Below are 22,788 nucleotides of genomic sequence, written 5' to 3'. Positions count from 1 at the left end.
GACTATATCATCCACGAGTTGTGCCGCAGGACCGTATGCCGTCTTTCACGACCCCTTCAGAAGAGCCAGTAGATCATCCAGTTCGCGGGTGTTGAGCACGTCGTCCTTTTCCAGCCAGCCGCGCCGGGCCTGGTCGATGCCGAAGCGCATGAACTTGAAATCCTCTGTGTAGTGGGCATCGGTGGAGATTACCACCTTCACCCCCATGTCCCGGGCCATCCGGCAGTGAAAATCGGTCAGGTCGAGGCGGTCGGGGTGGGCGTTGAGTTCAAGGAAGCATCCCCGCTCCGCCGCCGCCGCCACGATCTTCTCCATATCCACCGCGTAGGGTTCGCGCTCGCCGATCAGCCGGCCGGTGGGATGGCCCAGGATGTTGAAGAGGGGGTTGTCCATGGCCCGGATGATGCGTTCGGTCTGCTTTTCGGAGGAGAGGGTGAACCGGGAGTGAACCGAGCAGACCCTCAGGTCGAGCCTGGCCAGCACATGGTCCGGCAGGTCGAGGGAGCCGTCTTCGAGGATATCGAGCTCGATCCCCTTGAGGATGCGGAAATCGGGATAGCGGTCCGCCAGCCGGTCGATGGCCTCGATCTGCCTCTCGAGACGTTTCGGGTCGAGCCCCCGCGCTATGGTCACGCTGCGGCTGTGTTCGGTGATGGCGAAATATCCGTAGCCGAGAGCGCGGGCGGCCTCCGCCATCTCCTCCAGGGTGGAGCGTCCGTCCGTCTCCCGTGTGTGGGCGTGGAGATCGCCTCGGATATCCTCCAGAGCGACCAACCGGGGGAGCTTACCCTCTCGGGCGGCCTCGATCTCGCCGCGGTTCTCCCGCAGTTCCGGCGCGATATAAGGGAGTCCGACGGCGGCAAAGACCTCCTCTTCCGCCTGTCCCCCCACCCGCTCCTCCTTCTCTCCTTCTCCCCGGAAAATGCCGTATTCGCTGATCTTGAGCCCCTTCTTCACACCGATCGTGCGGATCGCCACATTGTGGTCCTTGGAGCCGGTAAAATAATGCAGGGCGGCGCCGAAAGCGTCCCGCGACACCACCCGCAGGTCGACCTGGAAGCGGGAGCGCAGCAGAACGGTCGATTTGGTCTCTCCCCTGGCAAGCACCTCCCGCACGTCCTCGTATGCGACGAATCGATCCATGACGGCAGGGCCGGACTCGCAGGTCACCAGGATGTCAAGATCCCCTACGGTCTCCCGGCGTCGACGGAAGCTGCCGGCGGTGACGACGTCCTTCACCCCTTCGATCCGCTCGAGATATTCGACGAGAGGTCGGACGATCTGCTCCGCCTCCGCCAGCTTGATGCGCTTCTCAGCGCCGGTGAACCGCTTTATCTCCTCGAGAATCTTCTTTTCGCTTTTTTCGCTGAACCCCCTCAGGTCGCGGATTTTGCCGCTTCCGGCCGCCTCCCCAAGGTCCTGCAGGTTCCTGACGCCGAGTTCACGATGCAGGATCGCGGCCTTTTTGGGGCCGAGCTGACTTAAGGAAAGGAGTTCGGCCAGTTCGCCCGGGATCTCCTTCTCCAGATCCTTCAGCATGGCGAGCGTGCCGGTTTCGACGATTTCCTCGATCTTGCCGGCCAGATCCCGGCCGATACCGGGCAGCTCGTCGAGATCCTTCCCCTCCTTCAGCATGACGGCGACGCTCTGAGGCTGGTCGCTCACCGTGCGGGCGGCGGCGCGGTACGCCCGGATACGGAACGGATTGGCGCCCTGGATCTCCAGAAGATCGGCGATCCTGGTAAAGATGCGGGCGATGTCGGTGTTGAGAACGGGCATGGGTTGAATCCTGATATAGCCTTAAATGCGTGAAAGGGGTGACTCACTCCTCACCTGACAAAGCGAACTCCAGCGTCGCGCACTCCTTCAGCTCCCTGACCTCCCCCCGGAAACCGATCTTCACCGGCCGGGCCCGGCAGCGAAGACCTGTGATCCGCAGGCGGCTGGAGGTGATGTCCACCTCGAGGGGCTGGCCGCGATAGCGGATGTGGAGGCGCAGCCGGACCAGTTCCTCCGGCAGGCAGGGGTTGAACCAGAGGACGTCGCCGCGTGAGTCGATATCGGTGTAGCCGCGCTGGATCAGATCGACGGTGCCCGCCATGGCTCCGAGGTGGATCCCCTCGGGGGTGGTCCCCCCCTGGACGTCGGCCACATCGCTCCCCAGCGCCTCGGTGAACAGCTGCCAGGAGCGTGTCCGGTCGGAGCGGGCCAGCACCCAGGCGTGGACGATATGGCTCAGGGTCGAACCGTGGGAGGTGCGTTCGAGGTAGTACTCGATGTTCTTCGGAATCGTCTCGTATTCGAAGGGGTATTCGAGACGGTCGAAGAGCTCCTCCAACTCCTCGGCTGCGAAGAGATAGAAAAGCATCAGCACGTCCGCCTGCTTCGAAATCTTGTAACGGTTGGGATCGTCCCCTTCGGCCTCCAAAATGCGGTCGAGGCGCATGATCGGCCCGAAGCGGCGGCGATAGGTCTCCCAGTCGAAGTCCTCCAGGTCCGCATACCCCTCGAACTGGCTGATGATCCCGTCGTCGTGAAAAACCAGGCACATCCTGCGGCTGACCTCGTCCCATTGCTGCAGCTCAGCCGGACTCAGGGCGAGATATTCCACCAGTTCCCGGCGCCGGTCGTCGGGGAGGATCTCCAGCATCTCCAGGGCGCGGCACAGGACCCAGACGGCCAGCACGTTGGTGTAGGCGTTGTTGTCGAGTCCGGGTTTTTCAGCGCCGGGATAGGCGTCGTGATATTCGTCCGGCCCCATGATGCCCAGGATCTCGTACCGCTCCTTCTCCTCGTTCCAGGTGGCCAAACTCGCCCAGAAGCGGGCGATCTCTAGAAACATCTCCGCCCCGTAGAAGGAGAGGAATTCAAGATCCCGGGTCACCTGGAAGTACTGCCAGATGTTGTAGGCGATCGCGGCGTTGACGTGCCGCTGCAGATGGGTCAGGTCCGGGATCCAGCGATCGGATTCCGGATTCAGGTGCACCCTCTGGCTCTCCTCCCGTCCGTCGCTGCCGCTCTGCCAGGGGAACATCGCACCGCGCAGCCCCTCGGCCGCTGCGGCGGCGCGGGCTTCCCCCAGACGGCGATAGCGGTACTGAAGCAGGGTTCGGGTCACCTCCGGAATGCGCAGGTTGAGCAGGGGAAAGATGAACAGCTCGTCCCAGAAGATGTGCCCCCGGTACGCCTCGCCGTGCCAGCCCCGCGCCGGCACGCCGACATCGAGATCCATGGTGTGCAGAGAGACGGTCTGCAGCAGATGGAAGATGTGCAGGCGCAGAATCCGCATGGCGGAATCGCCGTCCCCCTTGTTGCCGAACTCCAGTTCGCCGTCGAAGCGTTGCCACAGATGCTTCCAGGCCAGGGAGTGGGTTTCGAACAGCTCCCGGAACGATCCGGCCCGGGCCGCCCCCGTTTTAGCCGCCACTCCGCACTCGGAGATCGCCTGGTCCCGTGAGGTATGCAGGGCGACGATCTTCTCCAGGTGCAGATCCTGCCCCTGGCGCAGTTCGACCGTGCAGAGCTGGGAAATCGCATCCTTTTCCCGCCGCGTACGGCGTTTTTTCATGAGCCGTTCTTCTCCGCGGAACAGGCGCAGCCGCTCGGACAGGGCGACTTCCAGCCGTGACTGGACCGTGCGGACCCGCAGAAAGAGCGACTCAGCATCGGGCGCCGCCGTCTCCAGGGTTTCGAGGTGGCGGCCGGCCAGTTTACGGTAGCGCTCGACCCCGGCGTTTTCCACCGACCCGTCCAGAGTGCTGCACAGTTCCACCTCCGCCGACCAGTCCTCAGCCGTCAGAACAGTCTCCATGGCCGCCAGGTGGCGCAGGGACATATGGACCAGCCGCGTCTGCCGCAGACGAGTCGTGCGCCCTTCCCGGTCGCGGAACCGCACTTCCCGGCGCAGCACGCCGCAGCGCATATCCAGCTCCTGGCGATAAAGGAGAACCTCCACTTTTTCGGGATCGAACCAGTCCCCCTCGCCGATTCGGAAGGTAAGCGGCAGCCAGTTCGGCAGATTGACCAGATCCTCGTTCTCCACCTCCCGCCCGGCGAGTTCGCTCTTCAGACGGTTGTAGCCGCCGGCCAGATAAGTGCCGGGATAGTGGGACCCATCGGCCCTCGCCTCGGGGGCCGCACCCCGGGTGGCGAAGTACCCGTTGCCGACGGTGCACAGGGCTTCCCGCAACTTCTCCTGTGCGGGATCATATCCTTCATAGACCAGGGCCCAGGGACTCATAGCTCCTCCTTCCGCCGAAGTATTCCGGACGGAGCCTTTCATGACGATCTCATCGTTCCATTCTAACAAAGCGCCGCTGAATGGCAGGCCCGGACTGCCGGGGATTCAAATTAATGGTAAGATTTCCATGATGAAGGGGGAAAAAACCGCTCCGGCAGGAGTCCGGCGCCATCCCGCGAATTCCTTGGAAAGAATCAGAGATGATAATGACCTGGAAACGCCTCGGCAGAATCATGTTCCAGGGTCTGATGGCGATACTGCCGGCCGTACTGACCCTGTATATTCTCTACTGGCTGCTCTGGTCGGCCGAGACCGTTCTGGGGGCGGTGATCAAGGCCCTTCTTCCGGAGGGCTGGTACATTCCGGGCATGGGCCTGCTGGCGGGGGTGACCGCGACCTTTTTCTTCGGCCTGGCGCTCAACGCCTTTCTGGTGCGCCGCCTTCTGGATCTGTGCGAAGGGCTGCTGAACCGCATCCCCCTGATCAAGACCCTGTACGGCTCGGTCAAGGATTTCATCGGATTCTTTGCAGCCAAGAAGGAGAAGGAGTTCAACCAGGTGGTGACGGTGGAGCTGGAATTCGGGGGCGTGCCGATGCGGTTGCTCGGCTTCGTCACCCGCAACGACTTCAAGGGGCTGCCGGAAGGAATCGGCAGCGAAGGGGAAATCGCCGTCTACCTCCCCCTGAGCTATCAGATCGGCGGATACACGGTCATCGTTTCTCGCTCCGCGGTCCGACCGGTCGACATCTCCGCCCATCGGGCGATGGGATTTATCGTCACCGGGGGGATGATCACCGACAAGGGGCACCCCCGGATCCCCTCCGGTGGGGTCGGGAAAACATCTTCGGCATCGGATCAGGGAAGGATATCGTAAATGACATCCAGAACCTCGCGGGTGCGCGAATCCATCAGAACCACATCGGCACCCACGCGGAAACGGATGTATCCGCGCGGCAGCCGGGAGAGCCTGCTTTCGAGATCGACGGGGAGAGGCGAGCCGCCCGGTCCAGGGGGAAGAGCGGCTGAAATCTCGATGCGTCTTTCCGGGTCGCGGGCCAGGATCTCCGGATCGGCCAGTTCGGGAGGGAATTCATACTCCTTGTAGAATTCGTGGATGAGTTCCCGGTCCCTGTTGGAAAACTGAACACCGCTGGAGGTGGACAATCCCTGCCAGTTGCGGGATCGCTGAGTACAGCCGCTGAGAAGAACGAACATTGCCAGAAGAGTGAGAATCCCGGCATCCGTGAAGGTTCGCACCTCGGTGATCATGGAAGTCCTCCGAAATTTGTGGGATGCGCTTCAATATATCAGTCTTATTCGACACCGCAATCGGCGGACGCGAAGATATTTCAAGATTCGAGACTGGCTTGAGGAGAGCTAAAATGAAGATCGATGCCTATTCCTTCGGCCGCATCGTGGTAAATGGCAGGGAGTACACTTCCGACCTCATCATCTACCCCGAACGCGCCAGACCGGAATGGAGGTTTTCGCCAACCGCACGGCCGACGCTGTGGAGAACTTCAATCGGCTGGTCCGGGAGCATGCACGGGTCGTCGCGGCGCTGCATCTGACCTGCTGAAAAGGCTACCGGAAGGTGACCCGCTCTACCAGACTTTTTTGCTTCAAACCCATCCGCCCACCCCAGGAATTGGGTGGGCTTTCTTGCATTGCAAGAGATTTGATAGTCCTCCGTAGCCGCGTTGCTGACATCACCTATTTTTGTGATGTAACTTATGAGAAGATTAAACCTGAAGTCACGCGGATTTCCATGAACACCATGAACCTACTCAATGTGTCTACCCGATGTTTCATCCTCTTGGCTCTCGTATTTATTGCCATAAGAGCGGAAGCGGGAGAAATAGAGCCGCGGGCTTATGTGAATACGCCGGTCGGAATCAATTTTCTGCTCGGAGGGTATGCCTATACTGATGGCGACCTGGCAACGTCCGGCTCCTCACCGCTCAAGGATGCCGAATTGACTATGGATACCGGACTCCTGGCATATGCACGGTCCATGGGGGTCTGGGGCAAGTCCGCGAAATTCGACGTCATCCTGGGTTATTCCGATTTGTCTGGAGAGGCGATGGTTGCCGGACAGCCAAGGACACGCAACGTTTCCGGTTTTATCGACCCACGCTTTCGGTTTTCAATCAACTTCCTCGGCGCCCCTGCGCTGTCCGTACAGGAGTTTGCCAACTACCAGCAGGATATGATTGTCGGTGCCAGTGTGCAGGTGTCCGCGCCCCTCGGACAGTATGACGAGGACAGGTTGGTCAACCTCGGCAACAACCGCTGGTATGTCAAGCCGGACATCGGGATATCGAAAGCGTGGGGGAATTTCACCCTGGAACTTTCCGGTGGTGTCTTTCTATTCACCGACAACCACGACTTCTTTGGTGGTAAAACGCTCGAACAGGACCCAGTTTACGCCGCTCAACTGCATGCCACATACAACCTTGGCCGGGGCGTTTGGGCGGCCGTGAGCAGCACGCACGATCATGGTGGGCGAACCACCATCGACGGCATACGCAGCGATGACAAGCAGAATAACTCGCGGGCAGGCATTACCCTGGCGCTGCCCGTCAACCGATACGATTCGGTCAAGTTGTACGCCAGCGCCCCGATTCACACTACTGCGGGGGGGGACTTCGACCTGCTTGGCATACTCTGGCAGCATCGCTGGGGTGGCGGATTGTAAGGAGCCGCTGATAATTGACCGCAGTTTGGTTCCCTGTTTTGGTCGATTTCAATGATACAATTTTTAGGACGATCGCGGCCATCACTGTGCAGAACCTGTCTTTATCCTTCTCACGTTATGGTGGCATGAGGTCTTACATCAGGTCTTTTCCCGATCTCTGCGACGATAGCTGATGCCGAGCTTGTCCAGCCGCCAGCGCAGGGTGTTGGCGTTCACACCGAGCAATTCTGCCGCCCCGCCGGGACCGTGAATCTTTCCGCCGGCCAGTTCCAGCACCCCGCTGATGTGCGCCGCCATGGCTTCGTCCAGGTTCAGCGGGAGGTGAGGACCAGCGTTGCCGGCGACAACCGCTTTCGTCTTTTCCTCGCGCGGCAGAGCCGCGTCAAAGGTCAGCGGGCCTCCGCGGTGCCGGATCAACTCACGCTCGACCAGATTCTCCAGCTCCCGTACGTTTCCCGGCCAGGCATATTCCATCAGCCGCAGCAGTGCCCCCGGCGCGATGGACGGGGGGATAGCCATCCCCAGTTCTCTACACTTCACGGCCACGAAGTGGCGTACAAGAGCTGGCACGTCCTCCTTCCTCTGCCGTACCGGCGGGACGATGATGGGAAATCCGCTCAGCCGGTACCAGAGGTCCTCGCGGAAGCTACCCTCCGTCATCATGCTCTGCAGATTGCGGTGCGTCGCCGCGATCACCCGGATGTCGACGGGGATCGGGCGCTTTCCCCCGACTCTTTCCACCTCGTGGTTCTGCAGCACCCGCAGCAGGCGCACCTGCGCTGATGGCGGCAGCTCACCGATCTCATCGAGAAAAATCGTCCCGCCATCAGCCCGCTCGAATCGCCCCCTGCTCTCGGCCACCGCTCCGGTGAACGCCCCCCTCTCGTGCCCGAACAGTTCGCTGTCGATCAGGGTCTCGGGGAGGGCGCCGCAATTCACTTTGATGTAGGGGCCGTCCTTGCGCGGCGAAGAGGAGTGGATGGCGTTGGCGATCATTTCCTTGCCGGTCCCGGTTTCGCCCAGGATGAGCACCGTGTTGTTGAGCGGCGCCACCTGACGCACCATTTCCATGACGTTCCGCAGCCCCGTGTTGCCGCCGATGATCTCGTCCGCACTGTCGCCAAACAGCTCGCGATGCAGAAAGCGCTTGTCGTCCAGCAATACCGCCTGGTAGCGGAGCACCTCTTCATGGGCGAGGGCGTTGGCCAGGGCGATCGCAAACGGCTTGCCGATCCTGCCGAGAAGTTCAGCCTGTTCTTCGCTGTACCTGCCTTCTCCCCGCGTGCGCAAGACCAGTCCGCCCAGGAGCATTTCCTTGATGCGCAAGGGAACGATCAGGTCCGAAATCCCTTCGAGCTTCAGGATTGGCGCCAGGATGCGGAAAATGTCGTCCTTTGGGTTCACGACGAACGGCGCGGAAAAATTCCGCGCCGTGATCTTCTCCAGCATCCCTTTCGGCAGCGGGACGATGTCGTCGGGAACGGGGGGGCTGTTTTCACGGGCGTACGCGATGTGTCGTATCGCCCCCAGCCGTTCGTCGATGATGCAGAGAGTCAGCGAGTCGACCGGAAGTTGCTCCCTCAGGTAAACGAAGGCGCTGCGCAACGACTCCTTGATATCCAGGCTGCTGCAGATTCTGAGGGTTATCTCCCTGAGGAATTCGTCGCGATTCTCCATTAGCTCTCCCTTGCCGAAGCTAACCGGCACCTTTTCTCCATTTTCCTGCCCATATTTTTCCGCGATCCACACCCAGCATTACGACTAACCGCATTATCCCCCCATTTCACAGCATTTCGCAATCGAAATTACAGAATACTGTATCTAGGTCGAAATCTGTTGTCTAAGTAATTGAAATGATTTGGCGAAAGATGTTGGCATGGACATCGCTAATACAGGGACAAATAAACGGTTAGCAGAGCCCATCGTTGCCAACCCTGCTCCAGACAATCTTACGTCGCATGGGGAGCCCGAGGGTGGACACGGTGGTGAGCGGAGCGAGAGGAAATGGATCAGGCATGAAAATCTTCGGACGCATCCTTCTGGGATTGTTCCTGTTGCTCCCGGCGTATGCCTGTGGAGACGATACGGGGTACGGGTACCCGATTGATGACAGCTTTGCCGCCAGCATCCTGGGGACTCCACGCAGCCTCAGGCCGAACCTTCCCGGGGAGGTCCCGGTCAGGACGATGATCCTGCAAACGGATCAAAAAAAGCCGGAGATCTTCTTTTACGACCGGGGGCTGCGCTACACGGTGGCGTTCCAGGACCACAAGGCTCCCCTGGTTTTCCTCATTGCCGGGACCGGTGGCAGCAGCAGGGCGCCGAAGGTCGTTGCTCTCATGGAGAACCTGTACCACGCGGGGTTCCACGTTATCGCGCTCCCCTCTCCGACGTTTCCCAACTTCATCATCGATGCCTCGACCACTCATGTCCCGGGGAAGCTGTCCGAGGACGCCGCAGATCTCTATCGGGTCATGGAGCAGATCTGGAGCCAGTCCAAGGGGCACATCGAGGTCTCCCATTTCCTCCTCGCCGGATACAGCCTGGGGGGAACAGAAGCCGCTTTCGTTGCCAAACTGGACGAAGAACGTAAAGTCTTCGATTTCCAAAGGGTACTGATGCTCAACCCGGCAGTGTGCCTCTACAACTCCGTGTCGAGGATAGAAGGGTTGCTTGACCCCATCCCCGGAGGTCCCAGGAGGGTCGGAGCATTCTACAACCGTGTGATGGCGAAGGCGATAGACTTTTACCGCAAGGGAGACTTTGTCGCCGTAGACGATGATTATCTCTTCGCCGGATACCAGGCCCACCTTCTGGACCGGGACGAGGCCGGGGGGGCAATCGCGGTCTCCTTCCGCATCAGCTCCGCCGGGATGATTTTCGCCTCTGACGTCATGACCCATGGCGGCTACGTCGTGCCGAAGGACAGGGAATTGAAAAACAGCGATTCCCTCGAAGACTACTTCTGGACCTGCCTGCATCTCTCCTTCCTGGACTATTTCAAGGAATACTTCGTTCCCTATTTCCAAAGCAGGGAGCCGGGGCTCACCAAGGAGAAAATCATGGAAGCGTTGAGCCTAAAAAGCATCGAAAGTTACCTTTCCTCCTCCAACAAGATAGGGGTGATCACCAACGAGGATGACTTCATCCTGGCCCCGGGGGAGCTCGACTATCTGCGCAGGGTTTTCGGCCCCCGTCTCAAGGTCTATCCCCGCGGCGGGCACCTCGGCAATCTCGAACACCGCGACAACATGGCCTTTCTGATCGACTGGCTGCGCTCGTCAACGTGGTAGACAATGGGCGGTACGGCATGGGTAACCACGCGATCAAGTTGATCTTCATCATTGCTCTGGTCCTGATCCTTTCCGGCTGTGCCGCGAGGATGGCGGTCCTCCCCGACGAGGTGCCTCCCATGCACACGGTACGCGAATTCAGCGACGACGAGCAGGTATCGCGTACGCGCGATCCCTGGGAAGGCCTCAACCGAAGCATGTACAAATTCAACTACGAGGCCGACCGGTACGTACTGCTCCCGGTCGTCGCTGGGTACGAGAGGACCGTTCCCCGCCTTATTCGAACCGGCGTCAGCAACTTTTTCGCCAACCTCGGCGAGGTACGGACCTTCTCCAACTGCATCCTGCAGGCGAAAGGAAAGAAGTCCCTGGTGACCCTCGGGCGGTTTGTGACCAACACGACCCTTGGGATAGGCGGCCTGTTCGACCCGGCAACCGCCTTCGGATTGAAGCGTGAGAACGAGAACTTCGATCACACCCTCGAAACCTGGGGGGTCGGTACAGGGAGGTATCTGGTTCTCCCCATTCTCGGCCCGAACACCGTCCGGAGCGCCGGCGGTCTTGCGGTCGACGGCTGGGTGCGCTGGACCATCATGAGCAGTATCGGTCCCTTCGCTGGAACCGAGGTCGAAGCTGGGATCACTGCTACAGAAACAGTGGATTTGCGGTACAGGGAGAGCTTTCGCTATTACGAAAGCGACTATCCGTTCGAATACTACATGGTCCGATACCTTTTCAGCCAGGAGCGTGCGTTGAAAACTCTCAGGTGACGCTGACGCCCGCCGGGGAGCATCTCAGGGACGATGAAAAATAGCCTGAAAAAAAACCGTTGACCGACGCATCCACCCTGAACGCCGATGCCGGTCTCGCCAGCAATCTTAACCGGGTTCCCCCGGGGGTGGAGCCGCGCAAGGTGCCATCACCGGAGGCGCAAATGAAAGGAGACACCATGACTACTGATCCAAAAAAAATCCCTTATGGCGCTGAATCCAGAAATGTTCCGGAAGGCCACCTTTACTTGGGACATAGGGGTCTGATCGACGTGCTGGACAACGCCGGAAACAACCGTTTCTGGGTGGAAGGAGAGATTGTCAGAGTGATTCCGACTCAGCATCAAGAGGTTTACGCTCTTATTGAAACCGGGACGGGCTGGGGCATCTATAGGGTGTGGTGACCGCATTCATCGGCCAGCAACCGGGCGCAACGCCCGATGCGATCGCGCCGCCATCCAGGAAGGCCTTCTTGAATTTGCCGTCAATGATACCAAGACAGGCTCACGGTACGTATCATGCTCAAGAAAATGCCGAAACCATTCATGCCGCGGTCATGTCAGCCGTTGCGGCTTTCCGGGGTGAAGAAGCCCAGGCCGACGACATCACCCTGGTGGTGGTGAAGGCGACCTGAGCACTGGAGTATTCAAAAAGGAGAGCATCATGCGGAAAATACGAATTTGCCTTTTATTGATCTTCTTGATTTTCTTGGCGGCCTGCGCCAAACCGGACCATCGGGTCGAGTCCTCCTTCGACTGGCAGGCTGATTTCGAGCAATACAGGAGTTGGGCTTGGCTGGACAGAAAACCAGCCCTGATGGATACGATGGTCGGCGATGACTTGATCGACCAGGTCGTACGCCGTGCTGTGACCAATGAGCTGGAACGTACAGGGCTTGTGCAGTCTGCGGAAAAACCCGATCTGATGGTGAAATACCAGGCCAGGTTTCAGGAGGCCGTCGCCGCCACTCCCGGCGCGAGCGGGTTCAGTCATGCCTGGCGCTGGAGAAGGCGCGCCGAGGGCGGGGTACAACAGGAATCCTACCGCAAGGGAACCCTGATCATCGAACTGATCGACCGGGAAAAGAATACCCTGGTCTGGCGCGGCGTGACCAGTAGACCGATTGGCGACCGGCAGGATGCCTCGACAAAAACTCCCGAGGCGGTCCGCGAGATACTCTCCCAGTATCCGCCCCGAAGGTGATCCCAGCGATGAGGGAGGCTAGCCTTTTTCAGCCAGCCATTGGGGATTACGAGATTCCGTACTGTTGACGTATTCTACGATATTCCGTGACTAGAATTACTGGATACCGTGACAGCAATCCTGAGCTTTTATTTAAGCATTCGAAACAATTAGAGTTTTATGGTTGGCATGCTCATCGCTAAGAGAAGGACAACCGTTATCCAATGCCAAGGAGAAGATCATGGCCAACCTGCTCTACGTCACCTGCAATGTCAGACCTCAGGACAGATCGCGCACCCTTTCGCTCGGCTATGAGTTCCTGGAGGAGTACCTTCGCTGGAACCCACAGGACGAGGTGCAGTTTCTCGACCTGTACCGCGACAGCATTCAGCGCATCGACCAGGACGTGTTCAGTGCTTGGGAACGAAGCGAGTGCGGCCAGAACTACTCTCTCCTTTCGGAAGAAGAGCGACGCAAGATGAGTCGGATCTGGCGTCTCGCCGACCAATTCGGCAGGTGCGACAAATACGTCTTCGTCACGCACAGCTTCAACCTCTGGTTCCCGGCCGAGTTCAAGATGTACATCGATACAATATCGGTTCCCGGGTTTACTTATCATCTGACGCCACAGGGGGCGCAGGGAATTCTTCCCGTCCGGAGCAGGAAATCACTGCATCTGCACGCAGACCTGCCCTTCATCTTTGGACAGGAGCAGGACATGAGCGTTGCCTACTTGCGGTCAATGCTCAGTTTCCTGGGCGTTGCTGATCAGGAAACGGTGCTCCTTAAGGGAGACGATCCGGAACAAGGTCCAAAAGAGGAGGACGGAGCAGCGCGGCACAGGCTGTTGACGCTGGCTCGTGGCTTCTGAGATGGAGAGCGTAAAGGAACCCGTAAACATGGAAACGTTTGTAACCACAATCAGGACCTCGCTGTACCCGAAAGTCGACGTAGAGGGATCAAAAAGGGAGTGTCAACAATGAAAAGCACCCATAAATCCGTTGTAGTGGCGGTATGCCTGTTGCTGTTGGGAGTCTCACTGACCGCCTGCACCGGTGACAAACAGGACAAGGAATCGGTTAGCGACGCCGTCTCTGTGATTGTCGGAAGGGTCCAGAAGGTTCAGGAGCGGGAGACCGTCGCCGTGAGCGGGACGGTTTCGACGCCGAACTCCCCCGCGGAGGTTGGTTTTCTCGTTTCCGGAAAGGTGGTGTTCGTGGGCCCGAGGGAGGGGGAATTCGTGAAGAAGGGGCAGGTCTTGGCCTCTATTGACCCGACCGATTACCAGCTGGACCAGGCGGCGGCCAAAGCGCAAACAGATCATGCCCGCGTCGGCCTGGAGCGGGCCGAAGACGAGCACCGGCGCATGAAAATGCTCTACGACACGAAGAGCCTCGCCCCAAACGACTTTCTGAAATACAAGGCTGCGTATGATGCCGCCGTTCAGCAGCACGAGCAGGCCCTTGCCTCGGAGAAGCTGTCCAGGAAACGTCTTACGGATGGGACTCTGTATGCCACGACCAGCGGCTACATCGCCAAAAGGTCGATTGAACCCGGCGACACCGCCGCCGCCGGGCGTCCCGTCTTCGAGATCGTCCAGATCGAGCCCGTGGAGGTGAACGTCGGCGTGCCGGAAACGGACGTCCACCGCGTCAGGATCGGACAGGAAGCGGACATCACCGTTCCCGCCCTCCCGGGAAAGACGTTCCAGGGGACGGTGCGCCTCATCAATGTCTCCGCCGACCCCAACACGCGAACCTACATGGCCAGAATCGCCGTGGAGAATCCCGAGCGCCTGCTGCGCGTCGGGATGGTCGCGGAAGCAGCCATCCGCGGGGACCGGACGATATCCATGGTGACGCTTCCGGGGGAGGCCGTGGTTCGTGATCCGCAGGGAGCGACGCAGGTTTTTATCTACTACCCCGACCAGAAGCGGGTGTATGCCAAGCGTGTGGACATCGGAGCGGTCATCGACAAGGACGTCGAGATAAAGAGCGGACTTGCCGGGGACGAGCTGATCGTTCTGGCCGGACAGGGCAAGCTCAGAAACGGTCTGGTCGTATCGGCAACGGAACAGACCCGCCCGAATTAAACTCTGCTTTCAGGAAAAGATCGATATGACTCCGATAAAATTTTCGCTTCGCTATCCCGCCGTTACCCTGATCCTGACCGCCATGGTGGTCGCTATCGGCATTCACGCCTTCCTGAAAATGCAGCGGACGGAAGATCCGACGGTCACCATCCGGACCGGGCTCGTCGCCGCGATGTACCCGGGAGCGACCTCCGAGCAGGTGGAAAAGCAGGTCACCAAGACCCTGGAAAAACACATCTTCAAGTTCCCGGAGGTGCGGAAGGAAAAAACCTATTCGACGAGCAGTCCCGGGGTCGCCATCATCAACGTCGAACTGGAGGACAACGTCAAGAATTCCGACCAGTTCTGGGCGAAGCTGCGCCATGAACTGAACGTGGTCAAGAGCACCGAACTCCCCGACGGCGTCATGGGGCCGGTGGTTGATTCCGATTTCGGCGACACGGTGGCGATGCTGATCGCCATCCACGGGAAGCGGTATGGCTACCGGGAACTGCGGGACTACGCGGACAAGATCCATGACGAGATGCGCACGGTTCGCGAAGTCGGAAAGCTCGTGACCTACGGGACGCAATCGGAAGAAATCTGGGTCACCGGCAGCCTGGAGCGGATGGCGCAGTACTTCGCCGATCCGAGCCGGGTGGCGAACGCCCTGAGGCAGCGAAACGTGATCCAGAGCGCGGGACGTTTCGACGCCGGTGACTCGAAGGTCCCGATGCGGACTACCGGAGTCTTCAATACCGAAGACGAGATCCGGAATGTGCTCGTGGACGTCTCCAAGGATGGGCATCCCGCCTACATCAGGGACTTCGCCAACGTGGAGCGCCGGTATCAGGACCCGACGTTCATGGCGCGCTACGACGGCGAGCCGTGCCTGCTCCTCTCCGTAGAGATGCAGAAGGGGAAGAACATCGTCGAACTCGGGGAACGGCTGGACGAGGTATTCCAGCACCTCAAGGTGCTCCTGCCCCCCGACGTGCAGCTCGACCTGGTCGCCAACCAGCCGGGGGTGGTCAAGGAGCGGATTTCGCATCTGAGCCATGAGTTCCTGCTCGCCATCATTTCCGTGGTGATCGTCACCATCGTTCTCCTGCCTCTGCGGGTGGCTCTCATCGCCGCCCTGGCCATACCGATCACCCTGTGCGGCGCCCTCGCCGTCATGAACGCCTTCGGCATCGCCCTGCACCAGGTGTCCATCGCCGCGCTCATCGTGGTCCTCGGCATCGTGGTGGACGACGCCATCGTGATCGCCGACAACTACGTCGAGCTTCTGGACCATAAGGTCCCGAGGAGCGAGGCGGCCTGGAGGAGCGCGAGCGACGTCTTCGTCCCGGTCCTCACGGCGACCATCACGATCATCGCCTCCTTCCTGCCGCTGCTGATCATCACCGGCTCGTCCGGCGAGTTCATCATGGCGCTTCCCATCGCCGTGGCGATCGCGCTGGCGGTTTCCTTCATCGTGGCGGTCATGCTGACGCCCCTCCTCTGCGGATTCTTCATCAAGAAGGGGCTGCACGACCACGACGCAGCGGAGACCGAGGGCAAGGAGAAGAAGAGCCTGCTCGACCGGCTCCAGGGGAAGTACGGAGTACTGATCAATCTCTTCATGCGCCGGAAATGGCTCGCCTTCACCCTCGGAGGGTGCGCGTTCGCCTTCGGCATTATGCTCTTCGCCCTGGTGCCGCAGCAGTTCTTTCCTTCGGCCGAGCGAAACCAGTTCGTGATCGACGTGTGGATGCCCCAGGGGACGCGCATCGAGGCCACCGACCCCGTCATGGCTCGGATCGAAAAGAAGCTGGCCGCCAGCCAAGGCGTCGAGCACTATGCCACCTTCGTCGGCCAGAGCGCCCCGAGGTTCTACTACAACGTGAACCCGCAGCAGCCCGACGGCGCGTACGGCCAGTTCATCGTCAATACCGCCTCGGTAGAAGATACCAACCGTCTGGTGAAGGAGCTGCGTCCGGCGCTGGCGGCGGTGGCGCCGGAGGCGATGGTTATCGTGAAGGAGCTCCAGCAGGGCGCCCAGACGGAGGCGCCGATCGAGGTGCGCATCTCCGGCGACGACATCGACGAGCTGAAGCGGCTGGGGGAAAAGGTGCGGGAGATTCTGGAGGACCTCCCCGGTTCTCAGTACGTCCACCATGACTACTTCAACGATTCGTACATGTTGGACGTCAATGTCGACGACGAACTGGCAAATCGCCTCGGCATCACGGAGGCGTCGGTATCGAACACCCTGTCCGGCGCGTTCGACGGCGCTGCGGTCAGCACGTTCTGGGAAGGGGACCGCGCCGTTACCATCAGGCTGCGACTCGACCCGGCCTCGCGCGCAGCCTTCGGGGACATCGGCAACACCTATCTCAACTCGGAGCTGACCCGTGCCCGCGTCCCGCTCCGCTCGGTCGCCACGCTGTCGCCCGAGTGGCAGACGAGCAGGATCGTTCGCAGAAACGGCGTGCGCACCCTGACGGTGCAGGCCTACCCGAAGCCGGGGCAATACGCCTCGAAAATCCTGGAGCAGGCGATGCCGAAGATCAAGGCCCTGGAACTGCCGCCAGGTTACCGGATCTACTACGGCGGCGAAAAATACAACCAGGACGAGACATTCCCCCAGATGCTCGTTGCCCTCGGCATCAGCCTGGTGGCGATCTTCCTGGTCCTGCTCGTGCAATTCAGAACCATCTCGGATCCGCTCGTGGTGATGGCCTCCATCCCGCTCACCCTGTTCGGGGCGGTTCTCGGGCTCATCATCACCCGCAACCCCTTCGGTTTCACCGCCTTCATGGGGATGATCAGCCTGTGCGGCATCGTGGTGCGAAACGGCATCATCCTCGTCGACTACTGCAATGAAAAAGTCGCCGAGGGGGACCCCCTGGAGCAGGCCGCGCGGGAAGCGGGGGCGCGGCGGCTGCGCCCGATTTTCCTCACCACCATGGCCGCCGCCGTCGGGGTGACGCCGATGATCCTCTCCGGGTCGAGCCTCTGGAGCCCGCTGGCGAGCGTCATCGCCTTCGGCCTTATCTTCTCGATGTTCTTCACGCTGCTGATCATTCCCGTCCTCTTCGTGGTCGTCAAGTCCCGCTCCCTGAAACGGGGGGCAGCCGTCGCCATGATCGCGGCCTGTGCCCTCTTTACCGGGGGGCGGGAGGCCTCCGCCGCACCGGTGAAGCATTCGCTGACGCTCCCGGAGGCGGTCGAGCTGGCTCTGCAGCAGAACTCGGCGGTCAAAATCGGCCGGGAAAGGGTGTCGGAAACCGAAGGGAAAATCGTCTCAGCCCGATCGCAATATTTCCCGCAGCTTTCCAACAGCACCAGGTACCTGGCCTTCTCTGAGAAGCAACAGATCACCGTTCCGGCCGGCACTCTGGGGAATGTCTCCGGAAGCCCCTTCCCGGATCAGGACGTAAAGCTGGAGCAGGGCGACTCTACCATCCTGTACATCGAGACCACCCTGGCACAGCCGACGACGCAGCTTCTGAAAATCCGTGAAGCCAACAGAATGGCCCGGGCGGATCGCGGCATTGCGGCAGCGGAGCTGAAAAGCTCGGAAAACGAAACCGCTCTTTCGGTCCACCACCTCTATTACGCGCTGCTGGTGGCCGGCAAGGAGAAGGAAGCCGCCGAAGCCTCGCTCACGGCGGCGCAGGAGAACCTGCGCGAGGCCGAGGAGGGGGTGCGGGCCGGGAACCTCCTCCAGGTGGCGGTCACCGGAGCGATGGCCGATCTGCTCCAGCGCCGGCAGGCCCTGCTCGTCGCGGAGAAACGGATTGAGGATCTCACCGCCGACCTCAACGATCTTCTGGGTCTGCCCGGGGACGACGTCCTGGAAGTGACCGAGGACGGCTTGCCGGAACTGGCGGAACCGTCAAGGGACCAGGCCTATGACCAAGCCCGTGCCCGCAACGGCGAACTCCTTGCCGCCAGCGAAACGCTGGAAAAGTCGCGTCACGCGGTGCGGGCGGCCAAGTACGAGTACATCCCCGACGTGACGCTCTTTGCCAAGCACGGCTACCAGGACGGAGCGCCGTTTCTGGAGGATAACATCGGCATCTTCGGGGCGGAGCTGACCTGGAACATTTTCGACTGGGGGAAGCGGAAGGGGGAAATCAGCCAGCGGGTCGCCCAGCAGTCACAGGCGCAGGAGAACCTGGCACGTACAGACCGGCGGATCGGGATCGAAATCGACAAGGCGTTCCGGAATCTGGAACGGTCGCAACAGATGGTGGACGTCGCCCGGGAGGCGCTCTCGTTATCCAGGGAGAATGCGCGGCTCAGCGAAAATGGAACCAGGGCGGGGACGGTGACGGCAGCACAGCATGCCGAGACGGTGGCGGCACTGAAAAAGGCGGAAGCGAATGAGCTGCAGGTTTCGCTGCAATACCGGCTGGCCGGCGCCGAGCTCGACCGGATCATGGGAATGCTCGCGAAAAGGAACTGAAGCCTGATTTGCCCGGCTAGGTCCGAGGAGCAGCCTATGGAGCAATGAAACACAGCGACGACAATGAAAACACCATTGGGACGGTGAGAACTTTGATACGAATAGGGACCGAGAACTTTAGCGTTTGTTGGCTTCGGTCAAGGTTACTATTAAAATTTACTTGAAAGCCAAACTGAAACTAAATCGATTCATTCTGACACTGAACAGACAGGAGATAAAAAATGCGATTCACATCAACATTGGTGGCGATAAGCTTGATCCTTTTTTCTTCATTTGCTTTTGCAGAAAGCGTTAACGATCTGAAAAAGAATATCGTGCTCGACCAAGGAAAGTTGGCGGTCATGGAAAATCTGCTGCTTTCTGATGAAGAATCTGAAAAGTTTTGGCCTGTATTTCGTCAATTTCAGGAAAATCTGTATAATTTGGATAAAAAACATTTTGAATTGATATCATCCTACCTCCAACAAAATAAAGATAAGTCATTGACAGATGAACAAGCAAAAAACATGATTGATGTATATTTTACATTGCTTGAAAACCGTCGAAGGTTATTAAATGATTTTGCTTTTGTTCTAGATGTGGAAAAAGTCCTTCCCGTTAAAAAAATTTTTCGATACCTGCAAATACAACAAAATATTGACGCAGTTGAGCAATATGAAATCTCAAAAAAAGTTCCATTGTTAGAGTAGCGGACCATACAAGAGGAAATGCAGTGCATGAACGACCTGCACGGAAGCGTCTTCTTGATGCCGGTGATCATCAGCTTTAACGACTGGTACCTGAGCTTTACCAGTTGACTTCGTGGAATTGGAACTGACCAAGGAGCAGCTATGAAAAGAGCAACGAAGCACAGCGGCAACAATCATGAGATCATTGTGACCCGCCAAAGTTCCTCTGACATCCAGAAGGCCATTCTCAAACACCTTCACCACACCCAGGTCAAACCGATACCCTTTGCCACGCCGAACGACTGGTATATGGCGACCGCCTATGCCGTTCGGGATCAGATGCTCAATCAGTGGCTCAGGGCCTTCTATGAACTGACCTCGGCGAAAGAAAAGCTCAAAGTCGTCAGCTATCTGTCGTCCGAATTCCTTCTCGGTCCGCATCTGGAAAACAACCTGGTCAACCTTGACCTGAAAGGGCCGGTCCGTACCGCGCTCTCGACGTTGGGACAGGACCTCGAAGCCATACTCCGGCAGGAGGTCGAGCCGGGGCTCGGCAACGGCGGACTCGGCCGCCTGGCCGCCTGTTATCTGGAGTCCCTGGCGACCCTTAGGGTTCCTGCCATCGGATACGGAATCCGCTATGAGTTCGGCATCTTCGAGCAGGAGATCCGCAATGGATGGCAGGTCGAAAAGGCCGACAACTGGCTCAAGTACGGCAACCCGTGGGAGGTGCGTCGTCCCGATCTCACCTATGAAGTCAAATTCGGCGGGAAGACGGAGCATGTTCACGATCCCGAGGGGCGGCCGTCGGTTCGGTGGATACCGGACAAGGTGGTGAAAGGGGTGGCCTACGATACGGCCGTCGCCGGCTACCGCTCCGGAGGGATCTCCACCCTTCGTCTCTGGAAATCGGAGGCCGTCGCATCGTTCGATTTTCAGGTCTTCAATGCCGGCGATTATTACAAAGCCGTCGATGACAAGGTCCTCTCCGAAACGATCACCAAGGTCCTGTACCCCAACGACGAGCCGGAGATCGGCAAACTCCTTCGCCTGGCCCAGCAATATTTCTTCGTTTCCTGCTCGTTGCAGGACATGATCCAGTTTCACTTTTTATGGGGCAGAGACATCAGGAGTTTCCCCGAAACCTTCGCCATCCAGATCAATGATACCCATCCTTCCATCGGGATCGCGGAGCTGATGCGGCTGCTGTTGGACGAGCATAGGCTGGAATGGGACGAAGCCTGGGAGATAACCCGGAACGAGTATCTGCTGCTGGCGGACTACCAGTCCTATGTCGCCTGCCAGGACCGGGCGAGCGAGGCTTTCCGGTACAGGAAGAAGTGGACCGGGATGTCGATCCTGAACGTCGCCCGGATGGGGAAATTCTCCTCCGACCGCGCCATCCGCGAGTACTGTGAAAAGATCTGGCAGACGACGGCGATCATGGACTCGGAACAATACGTCTACTCAGGAGGTAAGGGCCGGGGCAGTAAAAAAGCGGAAAGTGCGTAGATGCTGAAGACTCATCCGGAATCGACCGCCCCGGGGCGCGGGGAGAGTTCACCGCTTGGCGCGGATAGCGGGCGCAAGCCATAGCGCCCGAGATTAGGGAGACCTTATGAATGGCAAGGAACTGGACTTCACCATCGAGCGGCTCGGCGAGTGCCGCTTCCTATCGCCTATGCAAGGGGGGCGGTTCACCTCAGACGGCGAGCGGATTCTGTATCACTCACGCTTCGAAGAGATCCGGGAGTATGTCGACGCGGGAAGGGAGCCGCCGGCGCTGGAGGTGGCCGGGCCGCGGGAGCGGGTCTTCTTCGACCCGGCGCGGACCGCCTGCGGCATCGTCACCTGCGGCGGCCTCTGCCCGGGGATCAACGACGTGATCCGCGCCGTCACCCTGAGCCTCTATCACCATTACGGGGTCTGCAAAGTCTACGGCTTCCGCTACGGCTACGAGGGGCTGGTGAAGCATCTTGGGCATACCCCTCTGCAGCTGACTCCTGAAGCGGTGAGTAACATCGGGGAACTGGGAGGGACGATCCTTGGCTCCTCCCGGGGGCCGCAGCAGCCGGCCGAAATGGTCGATTATCTGGAAGAGCTTGAAATCGGCATCCTCTTCACCATCGGGGGAGACGGCACCCTCAAAGGGGCCGGCGCCTTGGCGGCTGAGGCCCGCCGGCGCGGCTACCCCCTCAGCGTCATCGGCATCCCCAAGACGATCGACAACGACATCTCCTTCATCGAGCGGACCTTCGGCTTCGAAACCGCAGTGACCGAGGCGCAGCGGGCCATCTACGCCGCGCACGTCGAAGCGGCCGGCGCCCGCAACGGCATCGGCCTGGTCAAGCTGATGCGGCGCGACTCGGGGTTCATCGCCGCCTACGCATCCCTCGTCGACAGCCAGGTCAATTTCTGCCTGGTTCCGGAGTCCCCTTTTTCTCTGGCGGGTTTCCTGCGCGCACTGGAGCGGCGGCTGGAGGAACGCGACCATGCCGTGGTCATCGTGGCCGAGGGAGCGGGGCAGGACCTGCTGGCGGCGACGGCGGAGCGCGACGCGTCAGGGAACGTCAGATATGGGGATATCGGCATCTTTTTGCGCGACGCCATCAAGGACCATTTCGCCAGGGCCGGGCGGGAGATGACGCTCAAATACATCGATCCCAGCTACATCATCCGCAGCCAGCCGGCGAACACCCACGACTCGGCCCTCTGCCTCCTCCTGGGGCACAACGCCGTTCACGCCGGGATGGCGGGGCGGACCAACATGGTCGTCGGTACCTGGCACTACCACATCACCCATGTGCCGATCTCACTGGCGACCAGCGCCCGGCAGAAGATCGACCCGCAGGGGTGGCTCTGGAGCAGCGTCCTCGCCTCCACCGGCCAGCCGCGGGAGATGCTGTGAACCATGAAAAGGTGATGCCAATGGATGCCTCAGAGACTGGCATGCGCATCGATTAACAGCGACCTGACCGTTTTCTTCTATGCCTCGAGTGGTTGTTACCCCGGATGGTCCACCCGCTTGCCACCCACCGGGGTTTTTTTCAAGAGGAATGAAACAGGCCGACGCAGCGGGGTCCCTCACCAAGCTCACAAGGGCGTATCCAGGGGTGCCGCACCCAGCGGATGAAAAGTGGGAAGGATCTGTAATCAGCCGCTGCGTTTACCAGCAGAAAAGAGGGATACGATGGGGAACAAAAACAAGCGTGCGGAAATCATGGATGCAACCGTAAGCATCGTTGCCGAGCACGGCTTTCATGGAGCCTCCATGGAAAAGATTGCCGACACTGCCGTCGTGGGGGCAGGGACGATCTATCGCTATTTCGAAAGCAAGGACCACTTGGTGCAACAGACCTACAGGAAACTGGAGCGTCGCTGCCTGGTCGAAGTGATGAAGGACTATCCG

At 59.6% G+C, this 22,788-nt stretch carries 19 protein-coding genes; 15 read left to right on the top strand and 4 right to left on the bottom strand.

The window, feature by feature from the left end; translation table 11 throughout:
* Positions 1–45: 45 nt before the first annotated feature.
* Together polX and DTF_RS0118450 are read right to left on the bottom strand one after the other, a co-directional pair.
* Positions 46–1,779, bottom strand: coding sequence for a DNA polymerase/3'-5' exonuclease PolX (gene polX / locus DTF_RS0118455; RefSeq protein WP_027716522.1), 1,734 nt, complete (start codon positions 1,777–1,779; stop codon positions 46–48).
* Between the two features lie 43 nt (positions 1,780–1,822).
* Positions 1,823–4,240: a glycoside hydrolase family 65 protein gene (locus tag DTF_RS0118450; RefSeq protein WP_027716521.1), complete on the bottom strand. Its 2,418-nt coding sequence runs from the start codon at positions 4,238–4,240 to the stop codon at positions 1,823–1,825.
* Positions 4,241–4,446: 206 nt separating this feature from the next.
* Between DTF_RS0118450 and DTF_RS24455 the strand changes: the two genes are divergently transcribed.
* Complete coding sequence (locus tag DTF_RS24455) at positions 4,447–5,115, top strand: DUF502 domain-containing protein (RefSeq protein WP_081703099.1); 669 nt, start codon at positions 4,447–4,449, stop codon at positions 5,113–5,115.
* On the opposite strand, the gene DTF_RS0118440 is transcribed toward DTF_RS24455, so the two are convergent.
* Entirely contained in the window at positions 5,097–5,510 is a 414-nt protein-coding gene (locus DTF_RS0118440) for a hypothetical protein (RefSeq protein WP_027716520.1), read from the bottom strand. The genes DTF_RS24455 and DTF_RS0118440 overlap by 19 nt on opposite strands.
* A gap of 113 nt (positions 5,511–5,623) precedes the next feature.
* Between DTF_RS0118440 and DTF_RS26740 the strand changes: the two genes are divergently transcribed.
* Positions 5,624–5,812: a hypothetical protein gene (locus DTF_RS26740; RefSeq protein WP_162148668.1), complete on the top strand. Its 189-nt coding sequence runs from the start codon at positions 5,624–5,626 to the stop codon at positions 5,810–5,812.
* Positions 5,813–5,835: 23 nt separating this feature from the next.
* Complete coding sequence (locus DTF_RS0118430) at positions 5,836–6,939, top strand: transporter (protein WP_226989420.1); 1,104 nt, start codon at positions 5,836–5,838, stop codon at positions 6,937–6,939.
* 138 nt (positions 6,940–7,077) lie between these two features.
* Here DTF_RS0118430 and DTF_RS0118425 read toward each other — a convergent pair whose 3' ends face one another.
* Complete coding sequence (locus tag DTF_RS0118425; protein ID WP_027716518.1) at positions 7,078–8,616, bottom strand: sigma 54-interacting transcriptional regulator; 1,539 nt, start codon at positions 8,614–8,616, stop codon at positions 7,078–7,080.
* Positions 8,617–8,954: 338 nt separating this feature from the next.
* Here DTF_RS0118425 and DTF_RS0118420 point away from each other — a divergent pair, with 338 nt between their 5' ends.
* The 12 genes from DTF_RS0118420 to DTF_RS26970 all read left to right on the top strand — a co-directional run.
* Positions 8,955–10,232: an alpha/beta fold hydrolase gene (locus tag DTF_RS0118420; protein ID WP_027716517.1), complete on the top strand. Its 1,278-nt coding sequence runs from the start codon at positions 8,955–8,957 to the stop codon at positions 10,230–10,232.
* Positions 10,233–10,249: 17 nt separating this feature from the next.
* Entirely contained in the window at positions 10,250–11,002 is a 753-nt protein-coding gene (locus DTF_RS24450; RefSeq protein ID WP_035058114.1) for a VacJ family lipoprotein, read from the top strand.
* A 164-nt stretch (positions 11,003–11,166) separates the two neighbouring features.
* A complete protein-coding gene (locus tag DTF_RS0118410; RefSeq protein WP_193352719.1) occupies positions 11,167–11,406 on the top strand; it encodes a hypothetical protein in 240 nt (79 codons plus the stop codon).
* A 68-nt stretch (positions 11,407–11,474) separates the two neighbouring features.
* A complete protein-coding gene (locus DTF_RS26735) occupies positions 11,475–11,636 on the top strand; it encodes a hypothetical protein (RefSeq protein WP_155890875.1) in 162 nt (53 codons plus the stop codon).
* A 29-nt stretch (positions 11,637–11,665) separates the two neighbouring features.
* Positions 11,666–12,205 (top strand): DUF4136 domain-containing protein, encoded by a 540-nt coding sequence (locus tag DTF_RS0118400; RefSeq protein ID WP_081703082.1) that lies wholly within the window; start codon positions 11,666–11,668, stop codon positions 12,203–12,205.
* Between the two features lie 220 nt (positions 12,206–12,425).
* Complete coding sequence (locus tag DTF_RS0118395) at positions 12,426–13,055, top strand: NAD(P)H-dependent oxidoreductase (protein WP_027716514.1); 630 nt, start codon at positions 12,426–12,428, stop codon at positions 13,053–13,055.
* Positions 13,056–13,163: 108 nt separating this feature from the next.
* Positions 13,164–14,276, top strand: coding sequence for an efflux RND transporter periplasmic adaptor subunit (locus DTF_RS0118390; protein ID WP_027716513.1), 1,113 nt, complete (start codon positions 13,164–13,166; stop codon positions 14,274–14,276).
* A gap of 25 nt (positions 14,277–14,301) precedes the next feature.
* Positions 14,302–18,711: an efflux RND transporter permease subunit gene (locus tag DTF_RS24445; RefSeq protein ID WP_081703081.1), complete on the top strand. Its 4,410-nt coding sequence runs from the start codon at positions 14,302–14,304 to the stop codon at positions 18,709–18,711.
* A gap of 221 nt (positions 18,712–18,932) precedes the next feature.
* On the top strand, positions 18,933–19,400 hold the full coding sequence (locus DTF_RS0118380; RefSeq protein WP_027716512.1) for a hypothetical protein: 468 nt from the start codon (positions 18,933–18,935) through the stop codon (positions 19,398–19,400).
* 141 nt (positions 19,401–19,541) lie between these two features.
* Positions 19,542–20,891, top strand: a complete 1,350-nt coding sequence (locus tag DTF_RS24440; protein WP_051361457.1) for a glycogen/starch/alpha-glucan phosphorylase — start codon at positions 19,542–19,544, stop codon at positions 20,889–20,891.
* Positions 20,892–20,997: 106 nt separating this feature from the next.
* A complete protein-coding gene (locus DTF_RS0118365; RefSeq protein WP_035058111.1) occupies positions 20,998–22,287 on the top strand; it encodes an ATP-dependent 6-phosphofructokinase in 1,290 nt (429 codons plus the stop codon).
* A gap of 282 nt (positions 22,288–22,569) precedes the next feature.
* Positions 22,570–22,788 (top strand): TetR/AcrR family transcriptional regulator (locus DTF_RS26970; RefSeq protein ID WP_035058188.1); only part of this gene is annotated, 219 nt, incomplete at its 3' end.

Source organism: Desulfuromonas sp. TF (assembly GCF_000472285.1).
Lineage (GTDB): Bacteria > Desulfobacterota > Desulfuromonadia > Desulfuromonadales > ATBO01 > ATBO01.
Note: the sequence above shows the minus strand (reverse complement) of the source record. Positions and strands in the feature narration are given on the sequence as shown.